This window comes from Streptomyces sp. AHU1, assembly GCF_045343905.1.
Classification (GTDB): domain Bacteria; phylum Actinomycetota; class Actinomycetes; order Streptomycetales; family Streptomycetaceae; genus Streptomyces; species Streptomyces triticiradicis.
In genome coordinates this window covers 7,706,445-7,727,785 of the sequence record NZ_CP174283.1, presented here as the reverse complement: position 1 = coordinate 7,727,785, position 21,341 = coordinate 7,706,445, and the positions used below count along the sequence as shown (strand labels likewise).

Genomic DNA, 21,341 nt, shown 5'->3' with positions numbered 1-21,341 from the left:
CCGACACGAACGGGCGCCGAGCCCCGGGGAATTCCCCGGGGCTCGGCGCCTTCGTCATGAAATACCTGTCCGGGGTCAGCCGATATGATGCCCGGTGGTCGCATCGACGTGGTCGGGGATTTCCTCGTGGGTGTCCCCGACCGTCAGCGTCCCCGTGGGCTCGACCATGAGGATATGGGATTCCACGTCGGACACCGGCTTGTGCTCCATGCCGCGCGGCACCACGTACGTGTCCCCCGCCTGAAGCGTCACGAAGCGCTCCACCCCGTTTTCCCGCAGGTGGATGACGAGTCGGCCGGCCACGACGAGGAACAGCTCGTCGGTGTCCTGGTGAGCATGCCACACATATTCGCCATGGAATTTCGCCACCCGGACGTCATAATCATTGAACTGAGCGACGATGCGCGGGCTCCACAGCTCGGTGAAGGAATCAAGAGTTTTCTGCAGATTTACCGGTTCGGTCATCATGAATTCATGGTGCCGGATTCCGGAGAACTCATCAAGACATCGAGGGAAATAGAATGAAACAAAAAATCGTGATCCCGGTCGATCCGGTTTCGTCCGGCTCCGGCCCGGGTCCCTCTGGCGGGCGGGCAGGAATACGCGATGCCGCCCGGGCGGGACGGAACCCGCTGGGGCGGCACACGCGGTCGGTGGTGGGCGGGGAGACGGTCCGAGGACGGTGGTACGGGCTGCAGGGTCAGCCGGCCACGCGGGCGGCGAGGGCGTCGCCGATGGCATCGGTGGTCCGGAAGGTCCCGTCGCGCTCCACCAGGTCGGCGCGGACCGCCTCCTCGATGCGGGCGGCCTGGGCCTCATAGCCCAGATGGCGCAGCAGGAGGGCGACCGAGAGGACCGTCGCGGTCGGGTCGGCCTTGCCGGTCCCCGCGATGTCCGGGGCCGAGCCGTGGACGGGCTCGAACATGGACGGGAAGGCTCCGGTCGGGTTGATGTTCCCGGAGGCGGCAAGGCCGATGCCGCCGGTCACGGCGGCGGCCAGGTCGGTGAGGATGTCACCGAAGAGGTTGTCCGTGACGATGACGTCGAAGCGCTCGGGCTGCGTGACGAAGAAGATCGTCGCGGCGTCGACGTGCAGGTAGTCGGTGGTGACCTCGGGGTACTCCGCGCCGACGGTGTCGAAGATGTCCTTCCAGATGCGGCCGGCGTGGACGAGGACGTTGTTCTTGTGAACCAGCGTCAGCTTCTTGCGGGGGCGGGCGTTCGCCCGCTCGTACGCGTCGCGGACGACTCGCTCGACGCCGTAGGCGGTGTTGACGCTGACCTCGGTGGCCACCTCGGCGGGGGTACCGGTGCGCAGGCTGCCACCGTTGCCGGTGTACGGGCCCTCGGTGCCCTCGCGGACCACGACGAAGTCGATCTCCGGACGGCCGGCCAGTGGGGTGGCCGTGTTCGGGAACAGCTTCGAGGGGCGCAGGTTGACGAAGTGGTCGAAGGCGAAGCGGAGCTTCAGCAGCAGGCCGCGCTCCAGGACGCCGGACGGGACCGACGGGTCGCCGATGGCGCCGAGCAGGATCGCGTCGTGGTGCCCGAGTGCTTCCAGATCGGCATCCGGGAGTGTCTCACCGGTGCGGTGCCAGCGCTGGGCGCCGAGGTCGTACTCCTTGGTCTCCAGCTTCACGTCCTGGGGCAGGACCGCGGTGAGGACCTTGAGTCCCTGGGCCACGACCTCCTGGCCGATGCCGTCACCGGGGATCACCGCGAGATCGATGACGCGGGGCCCGAGAGCGGTCGTACGGGGCTTGAAGGCCGGGCGCGCGCTTTCGTAGGTGGCGATGTCGTTCTCGTTCTGGAGGGTGATGGAGATGTCGTCGAGTCCGTTCAGCAGTCGCCAGCGGGCGTTCTCGTCGAGTTCGAAGGCGGCGGTGACGCCCTGGGCGCGTACCTCGCGGGCCTGGAGGTCGACGGTGATCTCGGCCTGCGGGTCACGCTCCGACAGGTCCTGGAGCGCGTCCACGGTCTTCTGGTCCAGGACCACCGTGAGCAGGCCGTTCTTGAGCGAGTTGCCGCGGAAGATGTCGGCGAAGCGGGAGGAGATGACGGCCTTGAAGCCGTAGTTCTGCAGCGCCCAGACGGCGTGCTCGCGGGAGGAGCCGGTGCCGAAGTCGGGGCCGGCGACCAGGACCGTGGCGCCCTCGCGCTCGGGCCGGTTGAGGACGAAGGAGGGATCCTTGCGCCAGGCCTCGAAGAGGCCGTCCTCGAAGCCGTCCCGGGTCACCTTCTTGAGCCAGTGGGCGGGGATGATCTGGTCGGTGTCGACGTTGCTGCGGCGCAGCGGGACGGCCCGGCCGGTGTGGGTGGTGAATGCTTCCATGGCTTTCAGACTCCAGCGGGCGCGGGGGTGTGGGACAGGTCGGCCGGGGAGGCCAGGTGGCCCAGGATCGCCGAGGCGGCGGCGACCTGGGGGGAGACCAGGTGGGTGCGGCCGCCCTTGCCCTGCCGGCCCTCGAAGTTGCGGTTGGAGGTGGAGGCGGAGCGTTCGCCGGGGGCGAGCTGGTCGGGGTTCATGCCCAGGCACATCGAGCAGCCCGCGTGCCGCCATTCGGCGCCGGCCTCCTTGAAGACCACGTCCAGGCCCTCGGAGACGGCCTGCAGTCCGACGCGTGCGGAGCCGGGGACGACCAGCATCCGTACGCCGTCGGCGACTTTGCGGCCCTGGACGATCGCGGCGGCCGCCCGCAGGTCCTCGATGCGGCCGTTGGTGCACGAACCTACGAAGACGGTGTCGACCTTGATGTCGCGCAGCGGCTGTCCGGCGGTCAACCCCATGTATTCCAGGGCCTTTTCGGCGGCCAGGCGCTCCGAAGCGTCTTCGTACGAAGCCGGGTCGGGGACGTGTCCCGAAAGCGGCGCGCCCTGGCCGGGGTTGGTGCCCCAGGTGACGAACGGCGACAGGGCGGCGGCGTCGATGACGACCTCGGCGTCGAAGACGGCGTCGTCGTCGGACCTGAGCGTCTTCCAGTACGCGACCGCCGCGTCCCAGTCCTCGCCCTCGGGAGCGTGCGCGCGGCCCCTGAGGTAGTCGAAGGTGGTCTCGTCCGGGGCGATCATGCCCGCGCGGGCGCCGGCCTCGATCGACATGTTGCACACGGTCATCCGGGCCTCCATCGAGAGCTTCTCGATGGCCGGGCCGCGGTATTCCAGGATGTAGCCCTGGCCGCCGCCGGTGCCGATCCGGGCGATGATCGCCAGGATCAGGTCCTTGGCGGTGACACCGGCCGGCAGCTCCCCCTCGACGGTGATCGCCATCGTCTTCGGGCGGGCCAGCGGCAGCGTCTGGGTGGCCAGCACGTGCTCCACCTGCGAGGTGCCGATGCCGAACGCCAGCGCGCCGAACGCGCCGTGCGTGGAGGTGTGCGAGTCACCGCAGACCACCGTGGTGCCCGGCTGGGTCAGCCCCAGCTGCGGCCCCACCACGTGCACCACGCCCTGCTCCACATCGCCCAGCGAGTGCAGCCGCACCCCGAACTCCGCGGCGTTCTTGCGCAGCGTCTCCAGCTGCACCCGCGAGACCGGGTCCGCGATGGGCTTGTCGATGTCGAGGGTCGGGGTGTTGTGATCCTCGGTAGCGATGGTGAGGTCCAGGCGCCGCACCCGCCGGCCCGCCTGACGCAGACCGTCGAAGGCCTGCGGGCTGGTCACCTCGTGCAGCAGGTGCAGATCGATGAAGAGGAGGTCGGGCTCGCCCTCGGCGCGCCGGACGACATGGTCGTCCCAGACCTTCTCCGCGAGTGTCCTACCCATCGCTTTCCCTCCGCCTGTTGTTTCGTCCAGTCACCTCGGCGACGCTAGGTGCGGGAATCCCCGCACCGTCCTTGATCGGTCCTCAGCGCGCCTCGGCCGAGACCCTGTCCGCGGTCACGGCCGAGGCGATGTCCGCGCTGTGGGACATGCCCGGCCACCCGTCCGTCGGTCGGCCGCCCGGGGACCGGGAGGGGCGGGGGCGTCCACGGCAGGACGGGGTGGATCACGGGCGGAAGGCGGTCGGCGCCGTCCCCGAACCGTCCTCGCGGCCCTGTGGTCAGTCGGCCACGGTGATGCGCAGACCGGCCAGGAGCCGCGCGGCGAGTGATTCGGCCGAGGCGGTGTCCTCCGTACCGACCACGACCGCTCCGTGCCGGTCGAGGTTGGAGGAGACCGGCCGGACGGCCGAGCCCGGGGACAGTACGCACGACGCGGCCAGGAGCGACGGATGGGCACTCAGCTCGGCCCAGCCGTGCACCGTCCTCACCACGCCGACGGGCGGGGTGAGGAAGCGGACCGCCGCGCCACGGGAGGGACGGAGCGGCAGGGGCGTGGCGGCCGGGACGCCCAGCAGGTCGTCGAGCCAGCGACCGTAGAGCTCCAGTCCTGGATGGATCCACTCCAGCATCGCGTGGAGCCAGTCGCCTGCTTGCCGGCCGTGCACCTCACCCAGCACCACCCCGGAGTCGGTGACCCAGCACTCGACGTGGAAGTGCCCCCGCCTCAGGCCGAGTACGCCCAGGGCCCGTATCACGGTGTCCCGGACCTCCGCCTCCACCGCGTCGGGCAGGGGCGCGGGCATGGCATGACCGATCTCGACGAATCCACCGGGCGCGAGGTGCTTGCGCGTCACCGCCAGCACGTGGGGGGCACCCGCCTCGAAGACGCCCTCGACGCTGTACTCGGCGCCGTGGACGAACTCCTCGACCAGTACCAGTCCCTCCGCGTCGACGGCGTCACGGAACGCGGCGGCCATCGCCGCCGGATCGGAGACCTGCCGTACGCCTTCGCTGCTGGAACCGCGCCGGGGCTTGACCACCACGTCGGGGCCGTGGGTCGCGAGGAACGCCACCGCCTCGTCCTCACTGGCGCACAGCGCCAGCTCAGGCTGCCGCAGGCCGTGCCGGCGCAGGAACTCACGGCACTCGTCCTTGGTGCGGACCCGGCGTATGGCTTCGGGCGGGTTACCCGGCAGTCCGAGCGCGGCCGCCGCCTCGGCCACGCTGACGGCGGCGTACTCGCGGAATCCGACCACGGCGTCCACCGGGGTGTGCCGGGCGAACTCCGTCACCCAGTCGCGGCAGGCGTCGGCGTCGGCGAAATCCAGTTCGTAGGAGTCCGCCGCCCTGGCGACGAGTTCCGGCGCGGCGGCCAGGTTCTTCTTGGTGTCGGTGAGTATCACCGTGGCTCCGCGGGCCAGGAACTGGTCCATCGCCCTTTCACAGATGTCCCGGACGAATCCGGATTCTCTCGGTGCGGCTCCACCGATGACGAGAACGGTGGTCATCAGACTCTCCTCGGACTGCGGACGGGGACTTGGGACGGGACGCTGCGCGGGGGTCTTGCCTCCAGCAGGGCGAAGACCACGGTCAGGGCCACCAGGACCACCACCATCGCGGCGGCGGGCGGCCGGAAGGCATCTCCGAACACCACCTGCGCCATATAGGTCAGCCCTGGCAGGGCCGTGAGCAGGACCATGGTCACGAGCGGCGGACAGCGTTGAACGCTGATCTGCAGCAGGTACAACGGGACCACCACACCGACCAGGGCGGTGATCACGGTGGTGCCCACGGACAGCTCCGACGTGCCGCCCCCGCCCCGCAGCACGAGGAGGACGGTGGCGAGTACGTAGGTCAGGTGGAAGCGGTGGGCCATCACCCGGGTGGGGTCGACGCCGAGGGCGCCCAGACGGCGTGACACGACGGCCAGGGAGGCCGCGCCGAACCCCGCGAGCACGGCCAGCACCGCGCCGGCGTAGACCATGGGGCCGGCTCCCAGCAGGAGGCCGGGCTGGATGCAGGCCGCGGTGGCCAGGGACACCGCCAGCAGGAGGACGGCGCGCGCCCAGGCGACCGGGCCGCTGGGCTTCGTACCGGCGCGGGTCCCCATCAGCAGGACCGCGAGCGGCCCGACCCCCGCGACCAGGCTGGCGCCCAGCGCGGCCGGTACCCAGGCCAGGGCCAGGTAGAAGCCGAGGAACGTCACCGTGCTGGCGATGTTCATCCGCCACAGCAGGCCCCGTATCCGCGCGCGCTGCGCGGCGGTGGCCGGCGGTCCGGGGCGGGAACGCCGCCTGAGCCAGGTGACGGCGGTGAACACCGCGGTGGTCGCCAGGAAGGCCAGCAAGGACAGGCGCAGACTCGCCGTCACGTCGAGCCGTCCGGAGAGGAAGCCCTCGGCCCCGGCCTGGAGGAGGACGGAAGCGAGGGTGAGTACGATCGGCACGGACATCAGTCCTGGTCGTCGAGCTGGTAGAAGCCGCCGGCGTCCTCCAGCGAGTGGAGGACGGCGAGGGAGTTCAGCAGCAGTTCCTCGTCCTCGTGCACCAGGTAGGCGATGCCGCACGCGCCGGTGGTCAGGTAACGGTCCTTCAGGGGCTCGCCCACGGCGGGCAGCCGGTCGATGCTGTGGAAACCGGGCATCCGGCGCAGTATGCGAGCCCCCTCGATCGAGCGCAGGACTCCCGGACGATGCGGCCGCAGGAAGACCTTGGCGATGGTCCGGGCCGCGGTGTAGGGAAGTTCGAAGCGGCGGACGAACTCGTCGGGCCGCAGGAACCGTTCCGTCACCAGGTGTTGGTGGCTGTATCCGAAGGCGGCGTGGTAGGCGTCGGGGGCCAGCGAGGGTCCCATGACACGCGAGTTGACCTCCACCAGGCGGGGTCCGGCGGGGGTCAGCATCACCTCGGTGTGGGCCGCGCCCTCACGGATGCCGAGTGCGTCGAGGCATTCCAGCACGTAGTCGACGAGCCCCGCCTCGGCGGGTTCCAGCAGCGGGCGGGAAATGATGTGACGGAGCACGGGCGCTCCGTCGACGTGGTCGATCCGTTCGGCGTACACGTCGCTGACCAGGTGCCGGCCCGCGAGGCCGACCGTGTTCACGATGTACTGGGTGCCGGTCAGGAACTCCTGGACGAGCACGTCCTCGTTGACCTCGCCCATGAGGTTGCGCCGGTGGACGATGTCACGGAACGCCTGGAGCGCGGTGTCCCGGTCCGGGGAGATGACGCAGCCGTCACTGCCGGCGCTGTTGCGCGGCTTGACCATGACCGGATAGGTGTCCCAGCCGGAGAGCAGTCGGCTCAGTTCGTCCTCGGTACGGACCGATGCCGTGCGTGCCGTCGGCACGCCGGCCCGGTCGAGGGCGCGCACCATCAGCTCCTTGTCCCGCCGGGCCGCGGCGAGTTCGGGCCGGTGGTGGGGCAGCCCGAGGGCGACGGCGAGCTCGTCGGCGAGGAGGACGCCGTACTCGCTGGCGGCGATGACCGCGGTCACCGGTAGTTCCTCCAGGAGTTCGAGGGTCTTCGTGAGGTCCTCGTGGAGCAGGGTGCGGGGCGAGTCGTCGGCGTCGTAGGCGTCGCGCAGGGAGGCGTCGTAGAGGTGCAGGCACTCGGCCCCCTCCTCGGTGAACGCCGCGGCGAGAGCCGCTCCGGTGGAGACGGGGTCGACAAGGATGAACATCAGACGGGCCTTCCTGCGAGTGACGTGGGCTCGGGTTCCTCGGCGGCGAACCGGTCCGCGACGGCCTTGCTCTGCTGAGCGGCCGTGTTCAGGTAGTTGACGATGGCCGTACGCCGGTGCGAGGCGCCGCCGAGCACCCAGATCCGCTCGGGCTCACCGGTCAGCGGATCGCAGACCCGCAGGTCGCCGGCGACGTAGGGGGCGACGGCGTCCTTCGCGGCCGTCGGATCGAGACGGAGGGTGCCGTCCGGGAGGCGGTCGAGCACGGGTTTGTGGTAGCCGGTGGCGCAGACGATGTGGTCGAAGTGCTCGTCCGGCGCTCCCGCCCACGTGACCTGCCATCCCCTGCCGCCGTCGGGGGCCGGGGTGACGCTCTGCGGGATCCGGGGAACGACGGACAGGGTTCCGGCGCTGAGATGTCCCAGAAGCAACGCGGCGTTGCGCACCGGGATGGCGGAGATGTAGCGGGCGACCAAGGACCGGTACCGGTTCAGGACAGCGGCGCGGGCGGCGTACCGCCAGTTGGCGGAGACGTGGTTGACCGCCTGGATGATCTCGGCGATGGCGTCCTGCCAGTGCGCCCGGCCGGTCCTGGCCATCTCCAGTTCCTCCGCCAGCCGTTCGGTGAGCCGCTCCGCCGTGCTGGTCTGCCTGCGCAGGGCGGTGCCGTTCCCCGTCCGGGCCACGGCGGCGAGCAGCAGGCGTGTCACGTCCCGGTCGAGGGAGGGCGAGTCCGGGGACAGCCCGTTCCAGGCGGAAGCGTCCAGCCGGGGTCTCTCGGACCGTCGCAGCCGGGTGCGTACGGCGGGCAGGGTCCCGGAGCGCGAGGCCATCGTGACCCGGTGCCGGGCGCGACCGAGTATCAGGGCGGCGTCGACGGCGGCCAGTTTGCTCCCTATGACGAGCACCCTGGAGTTCTCGGGCAGTCGGCGCAGTTCATCGACCGGGTAGACGGAGGCGGACAGCGCGGGGTTGCCGAGGTGCTCGCGCACCACGTCGGGAACGACCGGCCGGTCCAGTCCCTGGCACAGCAGGACGTCCGTGCCGGTCAGCCGTCGGCCGTCGGCGAGCTCGACCGCATAGCCGTCGGCGCCGACCGGGGTGACGGTCCGCGCCTTGGAGGTGTGGTGCCGCACCCGGACGCCGGCCTGCTCGGCCTCGCGACGGTGTTCGAGGAAGCGTTCACGGCAGTACTGGCCCACGAGGTAGCGGGGGACGAAATCGTCGCGGTGCACGGGCCAACCGCGCGCGGCGAGGTAACGGAGAAGGTCCGATTCGCCGTCCGGGTCCATGGAGGTGACGTCCACGGAGGTGTTGCACAGCAGAAAGGGTTCCGTGGTGCCGAAGGCGGTACCCAGCCCGATCGGGTTCGGGTCGACGATGGAGATCGACGAGATACCGGGGACGCGGGACAGCCTGGAGAAGAGGCTTACGCCAGTGCCGCCCCCACCGATGATGATCACCTGCTTGCCCACGGTGCTGCAACTCCCTCAACGGTTCCATCTGGGTCGGCATGCCCACGAGCCACCGGATCGAGGACTCGGTCAACCTAGACAGAGGCGTCCTTGACACGTCCTCGGCACGTCCTCCCGACCTGTGGGCGGGGGACGCAGAGGACGGGGGACACGAGATGGGCCCGCACACGGGCGGCCTGCCCGGTCATGGATGCGCCACGGCTCGAACCCGGGCACCGGGAACGGGGCCGGGGAGTCCGGCTCCTGCGCGCACGACCCGCGTCATCCGGTCGGCGACTGACCGGTCGGCCCTGCCCGTTGGCGACGCGCCTGTCTCACGACGCGTCAAATGCACGCCCCGGGGGGCGAGGTGCGCGTGGCGCGGGCCGACGGTTCGTGGGGCCCGGGGGACGGTCGCCGATCGGACGGCACTCCCGGCGCGCCCGCCGCCGCCCGTCCGACCTGAGGCGATCCCCCGCGTCGCCCCAGGTCGGCGGCAGCCCGGAACCGACCCGTGGAGGGCCTGGATCCCGTCGCGTTGAGTATAGTTGGCTGGCAGCCAGTCAACGCAGGAGTTACAGCATGTCCCCGCGAAGCGCCTCGGTCAATGAAGAGTTGCGGCGGCGTTCCCGGGAGCGGCTGCTGCAGGCGGCGGTGGAGCTCGTGAGCGAGCACGGGTACGACGCCACGACACTCGGGGACATCGCGGATCGCGCGGGATCGGCGCGCGGACTCGTCTCGTACTACTTCCCCGGCAAACGCCAGCTCCTGCAGTCGGCGGTGCACCGGCTGATGCACCGCACGCTGGAGGAGGCCCTCGAACGCGAGCCGCGCAGCGAGGACGGCCGGGAGCGGATGGCGCGGGCCATCGACGCGATCCTGGGCCTCACCCAGGACCAGCCGGTGCTGATGCGGCAGCACATGGCCGGGCTGCTCCAGGCCGAGGGGTTCGTCCAGTGCCCCGAACAGGTGCGGCTCTCGGAGCTGCTCGGGGACACCGTCGCACGGTACGGATCGCAGCAGGTCGCGGCCGATTACCCGATGCTGCGCGCCCTGCTCATGGGCGCGGTCTACTCGGCACTGGTGCCGGGCGTGCCGATGAAGGTCCCGGTGCTGCGGGCCGAGCTGTTCAAGCGCTACCGGCTGGACTGGGAGATGGGGGTGCCGCCGGACACCGGGACGCGGAACGGCCCCCGCGAGACGGATCTGTCCCGCTTCTTCGCGACCGGTCCGGAGCCGGAGGACGGCCGGCCCGAGTAGTCGCGCCGCGCGAGGACGTCGGGCCCGGTGCCTCCGGATCCGGTGCCTCCGGATCCGGTGCCTCCGGATCCGGTGCCTCCGGGTCCGGAGGCCGGGTTCGCGCGAAGACCGCGAGCACGCGTCCGGCCGCGGTCAGCGGCGGGCATGACGAGGTGTCAGGAACCCGGCGTCACGGGCCCCCGCGATCAGCCTCAGGGACTTGCGGCGGCTGTGGCCGGTGGCGTCCATGACGGCGAGCACCGGGTCCAGGCCCTCCTTCTGCGCGGCCCGGTACTCCTCCGCGACCAGCTGACGGCCCTCGGCACCGCGCGGCCAGGCGGGACGGGCGCGCCGCGCCTGGCCCTCCCGGTCCTGATCGCGGCCGGGACCGAGGCGGCTGCCGCACACCTCGGACAGCGGTTCCTCGATCCACTCGGCGACCACCGCGAGATCGTCCAGCGAGAGGGGCGGATCGGCCCGTACGTCCTCGATCGACAGGGCCGCCTCCGACAGCACGGCGAGCAGGTCGACCCGGGCACCGTCGGTGAAGGCCAGCCGGACGTTGTACCAGGACGTGACGCCCGTCCCGGACTCCCGCACCTCCCAGGCGGGCCACACGGACACGTCGCCGTCCGTGCGGCAGCGGTCGGACAGATTGAGAAACGATGCATCCAGCACGCACGGAACGTAGCCGCGTCATCACATTCCACACGCATGGACACGCGCGCGACCGGTACGCACCGCACCCTGTCAGCGGAGCACCCGGTGGTGCGATCCTGGGAGCACCAGCGATGTCCTGTCAGCGATCTCCCTGATCCCCCGGGTAAGGAGTTCCGCCGTGCTGCGTGTCGCCGTCGTGGGTTCGGGACCCAGTGGGGTCTACAGCGCTCAGGGGCTCGTCCAGCGGAGCGGGCCTCCCGACGTCCGCGTCGACGTCCTGGACCGGCTGCCCTGCCCGTACGGCCTGGTGCGCTACGGCGTGGCGCCCGACCACGAGAAGATCAAGTCGCTCCAGAACAACCTGCGCGCCGTGCTGGAGGACGAGCGGGTGCGCTTCCTCGGCGGCGTCGAGGTGGGACCCGGCGGAGTGCCCGCGACCCGGCTGCGGGAGCTGTACCACGCGGTCGTGTACTGCGTCGGCGCCGCCGCCGACCGGCGCCTCGGCGTGCCCGGCGAGGACCTGCCCGGCAGCTGGTCGGCGACCGAGTTCGTGTCCTGGTACAGCGCGCACCCCGACTCCGTGGCCGCCGGATTCGTGGCCGGCGTCCACTCGGCCGTCGTCATCGGCGTCGGGAACGTCGCCGTCGACGTGACCCGGATCCTGGCCCGCACCGCGCCCGAGCTGAGCCCCACCGACATACCGCAGGCGGCACTCGGCGCGCTGGCCGCCAGCGAGATCACCGAGATCAGCATGGTCGGGCGGCGCGGACCCTCACAGGCCCGCTTCACCACCAAGGAGCTGCGCGAACTGGGCGGCCTGCCGGAGGCCGGCATCAGCGTGGACGAGGCGGAGCTGGCGCTCGACCCGGACTACCTCGATCCGTCGGGGCTGCCGGCCGCACAGCGCCGCAACGTGGAGGTCCTCAGGGGCTGGGCGTCGGCCGCGCCGCCGGTCCGCCCGCGTACCGTCCGCCCGCGCTTCTTCCTGCGGCCCGTCGAACTCCTCGCCGACGGCGGCCGGGTGGGCGCGGTGCGTTTCGAGCGGACGGCGCCGGACGGGGCGGGCGGGGTGAGGGGAACCGGCCGGTTCGAGGAGATCGAGGCCCAGTTGGTGCTGCGCTCGGTGGGCTATCGCGGGGTGCCCCTGGACGGAATGCCGTTCGATCCCGGGCGCGGCACGGTGCCGCAGCGGGCGGGCCGGGTGCTGCGGGACGGCGTGGTCGCGCCGGGCGAGTACGTGGCGGGCTGGATCAAGCGGGGCCCCACCGGGGTCATCGGGACCAATCGCCCGTGCGCGAAGGAGACGGTGGCCTCCCTCCTGGAGGACGCTCCCGCGCTCCTGCGGCGAGGAGCCGCCGACGACCCGCTCGCGGCGCTGCGGGCCGAGGGGGTGTGGCCGGTGGAGTGGGCCGGGTGGCAGGCGATCGAGCGGGCCGAGGCGGAGCTGGGGGCCAGGCTGGGCCGTGACGTGGTCAAGCTGCCCGGCTGGGACGCGCTGCGGGCGGCGGCACGGACGGCGAGGTCCTGACCGCGGACGCCCGGCGGCGCCGCCGGCAGCGACCCGGTCCGTCACGGCGTCAGACGCGTCCGGCCTGCCGGTCGGCGGCCTCCAGGACGCGGCCGAGGAGTCCGGGGAAGAGCGCGTCGAGGTCGTCCGCGCGCAGGCCGTTCAGCTTCGCGGTGCCGCGGTAGACCTGGCGGACGACCCCGCTCTCACGGAGCACCCGGAAGTGGTGCGTCGTCGTGGACTTGGTGACCGGCAGGACGAAGTCCGAGCAGGAGAGTTCACGGCCCTCGGCGGCGAGTTCGCGGACGATCCGGAGCCGCATCGGGTCCGACAGGGCGTGCAGCACCGACTCCAGGCGGATCTCCTCCCGCGCGGGGTGCGGCAGGTCACGGCCATGGGCGGCGGGGGGTGTCACGGCGGCTCCACTTCGTCCGGGGACCTCGGCCCTCGTCCCCTCACCTTCGGCGTCGTCGGCGGATTCACCCGACGCCGTCATTGTACGAGAGCCATCGTAGTTTGACATTCGCCGTACTACGAGGTCTATCGTACGAGGAATACACCGGTCCCGCCATGAATGGAGTCGGCCGTGAGCGCCCTCTTCGAGCCCTGTGTCCTGCGCGACGTCACCGTCCCCAACCGGGTGTGGATGCCCCCGATGTGCCAGTACTCGGCCGCGCCCGACGGCCCCTCGGCGGGCGCCCCGCACGACTGGCACTTCGCGCACTACGCGGCCCGCGCCACCGGAGGGACGGGACTGGTCATCGTCGAGGCGACCGCCGTCTCGCCCGAGGGCCGGATCTCCCCGTACGACCTGGGCATCTGGAACGACACGCAGGTCGAGGCCTTCCGTCGCATCACGCGCTTCCTGACCGCGCAGGGCACGGTGCCGGCGGTGCAGCTCGGTCACGGCGGGCGCAAGTCCTCGACCGACCGCCCCTGGAAGGGCGGCGCCCCCGTCGGCCCGGACGCGCACGGCTGGCGGGCGCTCGCCCCGAGCGCGGTCGCGTTCGACGAGAGCCACCCGGTCCCCGACGAGCTGACGGTGGACGGGATCCGGGAGATCGTGGGCCAGTTCAGGGACGCCGCCCGGCGCGCTCTGGCCGCCGGCTTCGAGATCGTCGAGATCCACGGCGCCCACGGCTACCTCATCAACGAGTTCCTCTCCCCCCACTCCAACCACCGCACCGACACGTACGGCGGCTCCTACGAGAACCGCACCCGGTTCGCCCTCGAAGTCGTCGACGCCGTACGGGAGGTCTGGCCCGAGGACAAGCCGCTCTTCTTCCGCATCTCCGCCACCGACTGGCTGGAGGACGCGGGCTGGAGCGTGGACGACACCGTCCGCTTCGCCGCGGAACTGCACGGGCACGGCGTGGACCTGCTCGACGTCTCCACGGGCGGAAACGCCTCCGGCGTCCGCATTCCCGTCGGCCCCGGCTACCAAGTCCCGTTCGCCGCACGGGTGAAGAGGGAGACCTCCCTGGCCGTCGCCGCCGTCGGCCTCATCACCGACGCGGAGCAGGCCGAGAAGATCGTCGCCAACGGGGAGGCCGACGCGGTGCTGCTGGGAAGGGAGCTGCTGCGCAACCCGTCCTTCGCCCGGCTCGCGGCCCGCGAACTCGGGGCCGAGGTCCGCGTCCCCGAGCAGTACCACCGGTCCGTGTAGGCATCGCACCGCGGAGACGACGCGGCGGGGTCGCGCGCCGGGTGGTGGACGTGTCCGTCCACCACCCGGCGCGCGCGTGAGGGACCGCGCTACCGAGAAAGCGCCGTGGCCGTAGAGCGCGCTCCGGGCGAGCACCGCGGCCGACACGACGAACAGGAACCCGCGCCCGCGGCCGGCCGGGCACCGTCCCGCACCGGCCGCGCCCGCTCCCGCACCGGCCGGCGCCCACCGAGTCACCGAGCCATTGGGTCACCGGGGCACCGGACGTCATGGAGGAGTGCGGAAACCGGACGGGCGCCGGTCGGACGGCGCACCCGTGATCCGGATCACGCGGCCCGGACGCCCCGGTCCCGCATGGCGGCCGTCGCACGGGGTAGCCGCCGGAACGCGGTGGAAACACGGCCGGGACACGACGACCCTACGTACTGTAGGGTCCCGGCGGTGAGCGTCGTACACCAGAGGGAACCCGTGAAGGAACGTGACGCCGAGCGCGCGGCACGCGGACCGGCGTCCGTGCTGGCCCTGCTCGTACCGAGTCTCGGGATCGCCGCGCTGGGCGTGTACCACCTGTGCGGGTTCGACCTGCACGCCCTGCACGGACGCCCGCACCTCGGCGACGGACTGACCATGGCCGGGGTGATCGCGGCCCTGGTCTCGGCGGGCGCGGCGCTCGGCGACCTCCTGTGGTGGGCGACCACGCGCGACCGTCCGCTCCGCGGCGGGGGCAAGCCGCGTCCGGGCGGACGCGCCGGGAGCCCGGTCCGCGACCGGGAGGCATCGCCCCGCCACTGAGGAATCCGGGACGGGTGCCCCGTCCGCCGGACAGATGCGACCGGACCGGCGTCCGCATTCTCAACAGCTCCTTACCTCCTCACGCCGCTCCTGCCTGGCCATGCCCCCACTCTTCCCTACAGGATGTAGTGTTCCGGCCTCTGTCCCCACCGGTTCTCCCGGCCTCCCCCAAGGTGATGCTCCACGGTGTCCGCACAACAGTCAGTGCTCATCCCGGAACAGCGGAACGCGAACCCGCGCCGCGGGACCCGGTCCGGACGAGCGGACGGCGGGATCCGGCCACGGGCCGCCGCGTCCACGGTCTGGTACCTGCGGCTGCTCGCCGTCCTCAACATCGTCGCCGTGATCTCGCTGCCGTTCCGCGAAGAGGTGCACGAGCACAACGGAGGCGAGTTCTTCACCCCCTACCTGGCCACCGCCGGGCTGATCTCGGCGGCGCTGGCCCTGTTCCTCGCGCTCGTGATGCGGCGCCGCAAACGGGCCGCGTGGATCTTCAACCTGTTGCTCGCGGGGCCGCTCCTCGCGCTCTACACCGTGGCGTTGACCCAGGACCGCTACCAACGGCACGTCTTCAACTGGATCTCGGCCCTGCTCACCGCCCTCTTCGTCGTCGCCCTCCTGCTGGGGCGCAAGGAGTTCCACGCCGTCGGGGACCGCTCCAATCCGCGTCTCGCGCTGGCCGTCGGCGCGGGCGGCCTGCTCGTCAGCGCCACCCTCGGCACCCTGCTCGTCAGCGCCACCAACCGCGTGCCGGGAACACCGCTGGGCGACCGGATCGCGTACACCCTGCTGCGCGGGATCAGCGTCGGCCCGCTCGCCGACCGGTTCGACACGGTCGTCGCCCCCCGGTGGGTCGACATCCTCGTCAACGTCCTGATGGCCGCCACCTTCCTGCTGGTGCTGTACGCGTGCTTCCGTTCACCGCGCGGTCTCGAACTCCTCGGCGAGGAGGACGAGGCCCGGCTGCGGGCCCTGCTGGCCCGGCACGGGGAACGCGACTCGCTCGGCTACTTCGCGCTGCGCCGCGACAAGGCGGTCATCTGGTCCCCGAGCGGCAAGGCGGCGATCGCCTACGGCGTCCGCGGCGGCGTGACCCTCGCGTCCGGCGACCCCATCGGCGACCCGGAGGCCTGGCCCGGCGCGATCGAGGCGTGGCTGCGGGAGGCGCGGCGGCACGCGTGGACGCCCGCGGTGATGGGCGCCGGCGAGGAGGCCGGGACCGTCTACGCCCGGCACGGCCTGGACGCCCTGGAGCTCGGCGACGAAGCGATCGTGGACCGGTCCGACTTCACCCTGGAGGGGCGCGCCATGCGGGGCGTCCGGCAGGCGCACAAGCGCGTCCGGCGCGCCGGTTACACGGTCCGCGTACGGCGGCACGAGGACATCCCCGAGGCCGAGATGGGCGCCCTGACCGACAAGGCGGACCAGTGGCGCGACGGTGCGACCGAACGCGGTTTCTCCATGGCGCTCGGCCGGCTGGGAGACCCCGCCGACGGGCGGTGCGTGATGCTGGAGTGCCACGACAGCGACGGGGAACCCCGGGCCGTGCTGAGTTTCGTGCCGTGGGGCGAGCGGGGGCTCTCACTGGACCTGATGCGCCGTGACCGGAACTCCGACAACGGGCTCATGGAGTTCATGGTGATCGAACTACTGCTGCGCGCCGAGGAGTTCGGCGTCGAGCGGGTCTCCCTGAACTTCGCGATGTTCCGGTCCGTCTTCGAGCGCGGCACCCGGCTGGGCGCGGGACCCGTGCTGCGGCTGTGGTGTTCGGTGCTGACGTTCCTCTCGCGCTGGTGGCAGCTCGAATCCCTCTACCGGGCCAACGCCAAGTACCGGCCGGTCTGGGAGCCCCGCTACCTCCTCTTCGAGAAGAGCGCCGACCTTCCCCGCATCGGCATCGCCGCGGCCCGCGCGGAGGGTTTCCTGGCCCCGCCGACCCTGCCCCGGTTCGCCGCCCGGCGCCCGGCGCACCCGGACCGGCGGCTCCCCGCACCGCCCCCGGCGGCACCCGCGGCCCGGTCCGGCCGTCCCACGCCCTAGTGCCGCGACAGGCAACGTTCGCCCCGTCGCAACGCCCGGCACGGGGCCCTCTCCTCCCCCGGTCGTGCCGTGCCGTCGGCGTCCTCGCTCCGGCCGACCGTCGGAAAACGGCCGTCCGCCCGGCGGTTGGCCGGACCGGCGCCGTCGACGGGACGGTTCCCGGGCGTCACTGTCAGTGCCGTGGTGCACACTCGCGATCAATGGCCGTACGCATGGGGAGGACACCGTGTTCAGGGGGATCGACGACGTCGACTGGGCCTCGATGGAGCATGCCTACGGAAGCGCCGCGGACGTGCCGGAGCTGCTGCGGGGGCTCGCCTCACCGCTCCCCCAGGAGCGGGAGACCGCGCTCGACGGGATGTACGGAGCCGTGCACCACCAGGGTGACGTGTACGACTCGACGCTCGCGTCCATCCCCTTCCTCTTCGCGCTCGCCGGACACGCGGGGCTCCCCGACCGGGGCGGAATCGTGGAACTGCTCGCCAGCATCGGGGGATCGGACGACGGGGACACCTCCGGGGACGACGAGGAAGGGGCCGGAGACGGCCAGGACGAGGACTTCGAGGACGACAACGAGGACGACAACCACGCGATGGCGCACGCGGCGGTCCGGGCGGGTGCCGCGGTCTTCCTGGACCTCGTCACGGACGGGGACCCCGAGGTGCGCCGCGCCGCGCCGTCGGCGCTCGTCCGCTTCCACGGCGAACCGCCGCGCGTCCTGGCCCTGTTGAGGGAGCGGCTGCGGGACGAGCCGGAGGACGGCGTCCGGCCGGCACTGGTCGAGGGGCTCGGGCTCCTCGCCCGGCTGCACCCCGGCTCCGCGGCTCCCGCGGTGGACTGTCTGGTGTCGCTGTGCGGCGCCCCGCACGACCCCGGGCTGCGGCTCGCGGCGCTCGGGCAGCTCGCCTCGTGCGCCCCCCACCGGCTTCCCGCCGACCTCGTGCCCACGGTCGTCGCCCTGCTCCACACCAGGTCACAGCGGATCCAGCCGCCCAACGAGCCCGTCCGGACGTCCTCCGACACCCTCATCGGCAGTCTGCGCCGCATGCGCCCCGCGGACGAAGAGGGCGCGCAGCTGCTGCGGACGCTCCACCAGGCGCTGGGTGCCCGCACCGCGGACCGGATCGCCCTGCTCAAGGGCCAGTTGAGCAGCCGGAACACGGCCGACCGGTGCAACGCGGTCTGGATGTCGGCGGGGTTGTTCCGTGAGTGGCGGGCGGCGTACGAGGAGCCGGTCGCGCTGATCGGTGAGCAACTCGGCTCGGACGAGGAGCGGTTGCGCGGCGCTGCGGTGTCCGTCCTGGAGTTCCTGTTCACCCTGGCGGCACCGGCGGCCGACCGGCTCACCGCCCTCGTGGAGTCGGGGACGGACTTCCGGGGGCACGGCAGGGCGACACTGGACCGCCCCCTGAAGGCGCTCGCCAGGTGCGGGGACGCGCGGGCGGTCCCGCACCTCGCCGAAGTGCTGCGCCACCCGGTCGTGCCGAACGAGACCGGATACACGATCGGGCATCTGGGCCCGGCCGCGGCGCCCCTGGCTCCGCTGCTGCGGGAACGGCTGGCCGAGGTCCCGCTCGGCTCCCCGGACACCTACGACCGCGCCGCGCCGCTGCTGTACGGCCTCGGCGCGCTGCGGTACGCCGAGGCCGTGCCGGAGGTGCTGCGGCTGCTGCACGGCACACCACGCGAACTGCGGTCCCGGGACGCCCTGGTGAAGGCGTCGGCCAGGACGCTGGGCGCGTTCGGGGCGCGGGCCGGGGAGGCCGCACCGGCGCTGCGAGAACTTCTGACGGGCGAGAACGCCGTGACGGCGGCCGACGCGCTCCGGTCCGTGGAGGGGGACGTGGAGGCGGTCCTTCCGGCGCTGCTCGGGGCGCTGGCCCCGGAGCGGAACGCGGGCGGTCGCCGGGCGGCGGCCGAGGCCCTCGGCCGCGCGGGGGCGGCGGCCGCACCCGCGCTCCCGAAACTGCGCCGTCTGGCGGACTCCTCCGAGGTGTGGGAGCGGACGGCCGGTGCCTGCGCCCTGTGGGACGTCGGCGGAGATCCGCGCCCCGTCCTGCCGGTGTTCCGTGACGCCTGGCGGCAGAACCCGTACACGCGGGGCACCATCACGGCGTGCCTCGTCCGGATGGGCGGCGCGGGCGCGCCCGTCCACGACCTGGTCCGTGCGGAACTGGCCTCGCCCCGGCGGCACCGGGCACGTTCCGGCGGCCACGGCAGCCACGACGTGCTCGACGACGAATTGCTCCTGCGGGACTGCCGGACGGTGCTGGAGGCCGCTTGACGGAGGTGCCCCGGGGCCCGAGCGGTGCGGGGGTACGAAGGTGCGGGGGCGGAAGTACAGAGGTGCGGTGCGCGAAGGCGCGGAGGTGCGGTGCGCGAGGCGCGGAAGTGCGGGGCGTGAAGGGGCGCGGGGCTCGGAGGCGCGGAGGTGCGGTGCGCGAGGCGCGGAAGTACGGGGACGCGGAAGTGCGGGGGCGTGAAGGGGCGCGGGGCTCGGAGGCGCGGAGGTGCGGGACGCGGAAGTGCGGCCAGAACGGAGTGGCGGGGGGGGAGGAGCACCGGGCGGCGGCCCGGGCTGCCCGCTCAGCTCGCCGTCCGGCCCCACAACGGTCCGATCCGGTCCCACTCCTCGTCCCACCGGTCCATGCGCCGGCGTTCCAGCCGACCGCGGAGAAGACGGCAGGCGGCGAAGGGGACGGCCCCCACGCCCACGCCCGCGAAGACGCCCATCAGACAGGCCCGCAGCCGGGCCACGGCGACGCCGGTGGGCCGGTTGACGAGGCGCCCGTCGGGGTCGGTCCACACCAGGACCGGGGTGTCCGCCGGGATGCCCGCGGAGACCCGTACCCGGCCGGAGCGAGGGGTGCCGTCCGGCGCCGTCCAGCGGACCTTCGTCCACACGATGCGCCCGGCGGGCCCGGTCGTGTCCGCGTCCGGCGCGTCCTCGATCAGCTGAGCGGGGACGGCGTGCCACTCCGCGCGCTCCCGCGCGAGACCGTTCTCCACGGCGTGGACGGTCACCAGGCCCGTGACCACGCCGCCGAGCACCGTGAACACCCAGGCCGCGAGCATGATCCAGGCCTCCATGACGTCGCTTCGCCGCCGCAGCGGGTTGCGCCGCCAGCGCCACAGCCAGACCTTCGGACCACGGAACGCCGCCATCGAGGGCATCCTCCTCACGACCGCACGGACACACCACATCTCCCTCCCTTACGCGCGCGCTTCGCGCGATGCTCACACCCCGTGCCCACCGGCTCGTCCGCCACGAGGAGGCGGGGCCGCGGGGCGCACCCCGCGAACGCCCGGCGGACGGCGCCACCGGACCCCGCCGACCGTCGGCGCGGCCCGCCCGAGCTGCGAGAACGCCGGGCCGGGAGGTGACTGTCAGTGCCGGGGTGCAGACTGGCCCGTAGCGCAGACAACGACGTCGCGGAGGTGTCCGGCCATGGCCGACGTACTGCTCACGGTAGGTACCCGCAAGGGTCTCTTCATCGGGCGACGGCGCGGCGGCGCCTGGGAGTTCGACGAGAGTCCGTACTTCAACGCGCAGGCCGTGTACTCGGTCGCGATCGACTCCCGGGGCGACCGCCCGCGGCTGCTGGCCGGCGGGGACAGCGCGCACTGGGGCCCGTCCGTGTTCCACTCCGACGACCTGGGCCGCACGTGGACCGAACCCGCGCGGCCGGCGGTCAAGTTCCCCCAGGAGACGGGCGCCTCACTGGAGCGGGTGTGGCAGTTGCACCCGGCGGCCGCCGAACCGGACGTGGTGTACGCGGGGACGGAGCCGGCCGCGCTGTACCGCTCGGAGGACCGGGGCGAGTCCTTCGAACTCGTCCGCCCCCTGTGGGAACACCCCACCCGCTCGAAGTGGGTCCCCGGAGGTGGCGGTGAGGGACTGCACACCGTCCTCACCGACGAGCGCGACCCGCGGGCGGTGACGGTCGCCGTGTCCACGGCCGGGGTCTTCCGCACCGCCGACGGCGGCGCGAGCTGGGAGCCCGCCAACTCCGGTGTCTCCGCGGTGTTCCTGCCGGATCCGAACCCGGAGTTCGGACAGTGCGTGCACAAGGTCGCGCGCGACGCGGCGAACCCGGACCGGCTCTACCTCCAGAACCACTGGGGGGTGTACCGCAGCGACGACGGGGCCGGGCGGTGGACCGACATCGGCGCGGACCTTCCGTCCACCTTCGGGTTCACGGTGGCGGCGCATCCGCACCGCGGCGGCACGGCCTACGTCTTCCCGATCAACGCCGACGCGGACCGGGTCCCGGCCGACCGGCGCTGCCGTGTCTTCCGCACGGAGGACGCGGGCACGACCTGGGAACCGCTGACGGCGGGACTGCCCTCCGAGGACCACTACGGCACGGTGCTGCGCGACGCGATGTGCACGGACGACGCGGACCCGGCGGGCGTGTACTTCGGCAACCGCAACGGCGAGGTGTACGCGTCGGCTGACGACGGCGACAGCTGGCGGCAGCTCGCCTCGCACCTGCCGGACGTCCTGTGCGTCCGCGCGGCGGTCCTGGCCTGAGGGCCGT

General features: G+C 72.5%; 17 protein-coding genes and 1 pseudogene. 7 read left to right on the top strand and 11 right to left on the bottom strand.

Annotation, left to right across the window (positions count from 1 at the left end):
- Positions 1–75 precede the first annotated feature (75 nt).
- From ACICHK_RS34085 to ACICHK_RS34050, 8 genes and pseudogenes are all read right to left on the bottom strand, one after another.
- Positions 76–468 carry a cupin domain-containing protein gene (locus ACICHK_RS34085; RefSeq protein ID WP_406839910.1) on the bottom strand — a complete coding sequence of 131 codons (393 nt, stop codon included), beginning with the start codon at positions 466–468 and terminating at the stop codon, positions 76–78.
- Positions 469–700: 232 nt separating this feature from the next.
- A complete protein-coding gene (locus ACICHK_RS34080; protein WP_406841390.1) occupies positions 701–1,729 on the bottom strand; it encodes a 3-isopropylmalate dehydrogenase in 1,029 nt (342 codons plus the stop codon).
- A gap of 21 nt (positions 1,730–1,750) precedes the next feature.
- Positions 1,751–2,332 (bottom strand): annotated as a pseudogene (leuD, locus tag ACICHK_RS34075) (3-isopropylmalate dehydratase small subunit); the annotation flags it as partial.
- 5 nt (positions 2,333–2,337) lie between these two features.
- Positions 2,338–3,762: a 3-isopropylmalate dehydratase large subunit gene (gene leuC / locus ACICHK_RS34070; RefSeq protein WP_406839038.1), complete on the bottom strand. Its 1,425-nt coding sequence runs from the start codon at positions 3,760–3,762 to the stop codon at positions 2,338–2,340.
- A gap of 277 nt (positions 3,763–4,039) precedes the next feature.
- Positions 4,040–5,269: an ATP-grasp domain-containing protein gene (locus ACICHK_RS34065; RefSeq protein ID WP_406839909.1), complete on the bottom strand. Its 1,230-nt coding sequence runs from the start codon at positions 5,267–5,269 to the stop codon at positions 4,040–4,042.
- Positions 5,269–6,207, bottom strand: a complete 939-nt coding sequence (locus tag ACICHK_RS34060; RefSeq protein ID WP_406839908.1) for a hypothetical protein — start codon at positions 6,205–6,207, stop codon at positions 5,269–5,271. The genes ACICHK_RS34065 and ACICHK_RS34060 overlap by 1 nt, the downstream gene beginning before the upstream one ends.
- A gap of 5 nt (positions 6,208–6,212) precedes the next feature.
- The gene (locus ACICHK_RS34055) at positions 6,213–7,442 is read right to left on the bottom strand and encodes an ATP-grasp domain-containing protein (RefSeq protein WP_406839907.1); all 1,230 of its coding nucleotides are present in this window, start codon (positions 7,440–7,442) and stop codon (positions 6,213–6,215) included.
- On the bottom strand, positions 7,442–8,917 hold the full coding sequence (locus tag ACICHK_RS34050; RefSeq protein ID WP_406839906.1) for an FAD/NAD(P)-binding protein: 1,476 nt from the start codon (positions 8,915–8,917) through the stop codon (positions 7,442–7,444). The genes ACICHK_RS34055 and ACICHK_RS34050 overlap by 1 nt, the downstream gene beginning before the upstream one ends.
- Before the next feature lie 561 nt (positions 8,918–9,478).
- On the opposite strand from ACICHK_RS34050, the gene ACICHK_RS34045 reads away from it, so the two are divergent.
- Entirely contained in the window at positions 9,479–10,156 is a 678-nt protein-coding gene (locus ACICHK_RS34045; RefSeq protein ID WP_151473610.1) for a TetR/AcrR family transcriptional regulator, read from the top strand.
- Between the two features lie 132 nt (positions 10,157–10,288).
- On the opposite strand, the gene ACICHK_RS34040 is transcribed toward ACICHK_RS34045, so the two are convergent.
- Positions 10,289–10,759 (bottom strand): DUF6214 family protein, encoded by a 471-nt coding sequence (locus ACICHK_RS34040; protein WP_406841389.1) that lies wholly within the window; start codon positions 10,757–10,759, stop codon positions 10,289–10,291.
- Positions 10,760–10,973: 214 nt separating this feature from the next.
- Between ACICHK_RS34040 and ACICHK_RS34035 the strand changes: the two genes are divergently transcribed.
- The gene (locus ACICHK_RS34035) at positions 10,974–12,323 is read left to right on the top strand and encodes an FAD-dependent oxidoreductase (protein WP_406839905.1); all 1,350 of its coding nucleotides are present in this window, start codon (positions 10,974–10,976) and stop codon (positions 12,321–12,323) included.
- A gap of 49 nt (positions 12,324–12,372) precedes the next feature.
- Here ACICHK_RS34035 and ACICHK_RS34030 read toward each other — a convergent pair whose 3' ends face one another.
- Complete coding sequence (locus ACICHK_RS34030; protein WP_406839904.1) at positions 12,373–12,717, bottom strand: ArsR/SmtB family transcription factor; 345 nt, start codon at positions 12,715–12,717, stop codon at positions 12,373–12,375.
- A 171-nt stretch (positions 12,718–12,888) separates the two neighbouring features.
- Here ACICHK_RS34030 and ACICHK_RS34025 point away from each other — a divergent pair, with 171 nt between their 5' ends.
- The 4 genes from ACICHK_RS34025 (at position 12,889) to ACICHK_RS34010 (ending at position 19,084) form a co-directional block, all read left to right on the top strand.
- Positions 12,889–13,968 carry an NADH:flavin oxidoreductase/NADH oxidase gene (locus tag ACICHK_RS34025; protein WP_406839903.1) on the top strand — a complete coding sequence of 360 codons (1,080 nt, stop codon included), beginning with the start codon at positions 12,889–12,891 and terminating at the stop codon, positions 13,966–13,968.
- A gap of 441 nt (positions 13,969–14,409) precedes the next feature.
- Positions 14,410–14,760 carry a hypothetical protein gene (locus tag ACICHK_RS34020; RefSeq protein ID WP_406839902.1) on the top strand — a complete coding sequence of 117 codons (351 nt, stop codon included), beginning with the start codon at positions 14,410–14,412 and terminating at the stop codon, positions 14,758–14,760.
- Between the two features lie 186 nt (positions 14,761–14,946).
- Positions 14,947–16,800, top strand: a complete 1,854-nt coding sequence (locus ACICHK_RS34015; protein WP_406839901.1) for a phosphatidylglycerol lysyltransferase domain-containing protein — start codon at positions 14,947–14,949, stop codon at positions 16,798–16,800.
- A gap of 226 nt (positions 16,801–17,026) precedes the next feature.
- Positions 17,027–19,084, top strand: coding sequence for a HEAT repeat domain-containing protein (locus ACICHK_RS34010; protein WP_406839900.1), 2,058 nt, complete (start codon positions 17,027–17,029; stop codon positions 19,082–19,084).
- A gap of 302 nt (positions 19,085–19,386) precedes the next feature.
- Here the strand turns inward: ACICHK_RS34010 and ACICHK_RS34005 are convergent, their stop codons facing one another.
- Positions 19,387–19,965: a hypothetical protein gene (locus tag ACICHK_RS34005; protein ID WP_406839899.1), complete on the bottom strand. Its 579-nt coding sequence runs from the start codon at positions 19,963–19,965 to the stop codon at positions 19,387–19,389.
- A gap of 283 nt (positions 19,966–20,248) precedes the next feature.
- Between ACICHK_RS34005 and ACICHK_RS34000 the strand changes: the two genes are divergently transcribed.
- A complete protein-coding gene (locus ACICHK_RS34000; protein ID WP_406839898.1) occupies positions 20,249–21,334 on the top strand; it encodes a WD40/YVTN/BNR-like repeat-containing protein in 1,086 nt (361 codons plus the stop codon).
- Positions 21,335–21,341 lie beyond the last annotated feature (7 nt).

What these genes read in the sequence shown, in the direction of transcription:
- leuC (WP_406839038.1), bottom strand. Translation starts at nt 3,762, where the DNA reads ATGGGTAGGACACTCGCGGAGAAGGTCTGGGACGACCATGTCGTCCGG.
- ACICHK_RS34000 (WP_406839898.1), top strand. Translation starts at nt 20,249, where the DNA reads ATGGCCGACGTACTGCTCACGGTAGGTACCCGCAAGGGTCTCTTCATC.
- ACICHK_RS34005 (WP_406839899.1), bottom strand. Translation starts at nt 19,965, where the DNA reads ATGGCGGCGTTCCGTGGTCCGAAGGTCTGGCTGTGGCGCTGGCGGCGC.
- ACICHK_RS34065 (WP_406839909.1), bottom strand. Translation starts at nt 5,269, where the DNA reads ATGACCACCGTTCTCGTCATCGGTGGAGCCGCACCGAGAGAATCCGGA.
- ACICHK_RS34045 (WP_151473610.1), top strand. Translation starts at nt 9,479, where the DNA reads ATGTCCCCGCGAAGCGCCTCGGTCAATGAAGAGTTGCGGCGGCGTTCC.
- ACICHK_RS34085 (WP_406839910.1), bottom strand. Translation starts at nt 468, where the DNA reads ATGATGACCGAACCGGTAAATCTGCAGAAAACTCTTGATTCCTTCACC.
- ACICHK_RS34055 (WP_406839907.1), bottom strand. Translation starts at nt 7,442, where the DNA reads ATGTTCATCCTTGTCGACCCCGTCTCCACCGGAGCGGCTCTCGCCGCG.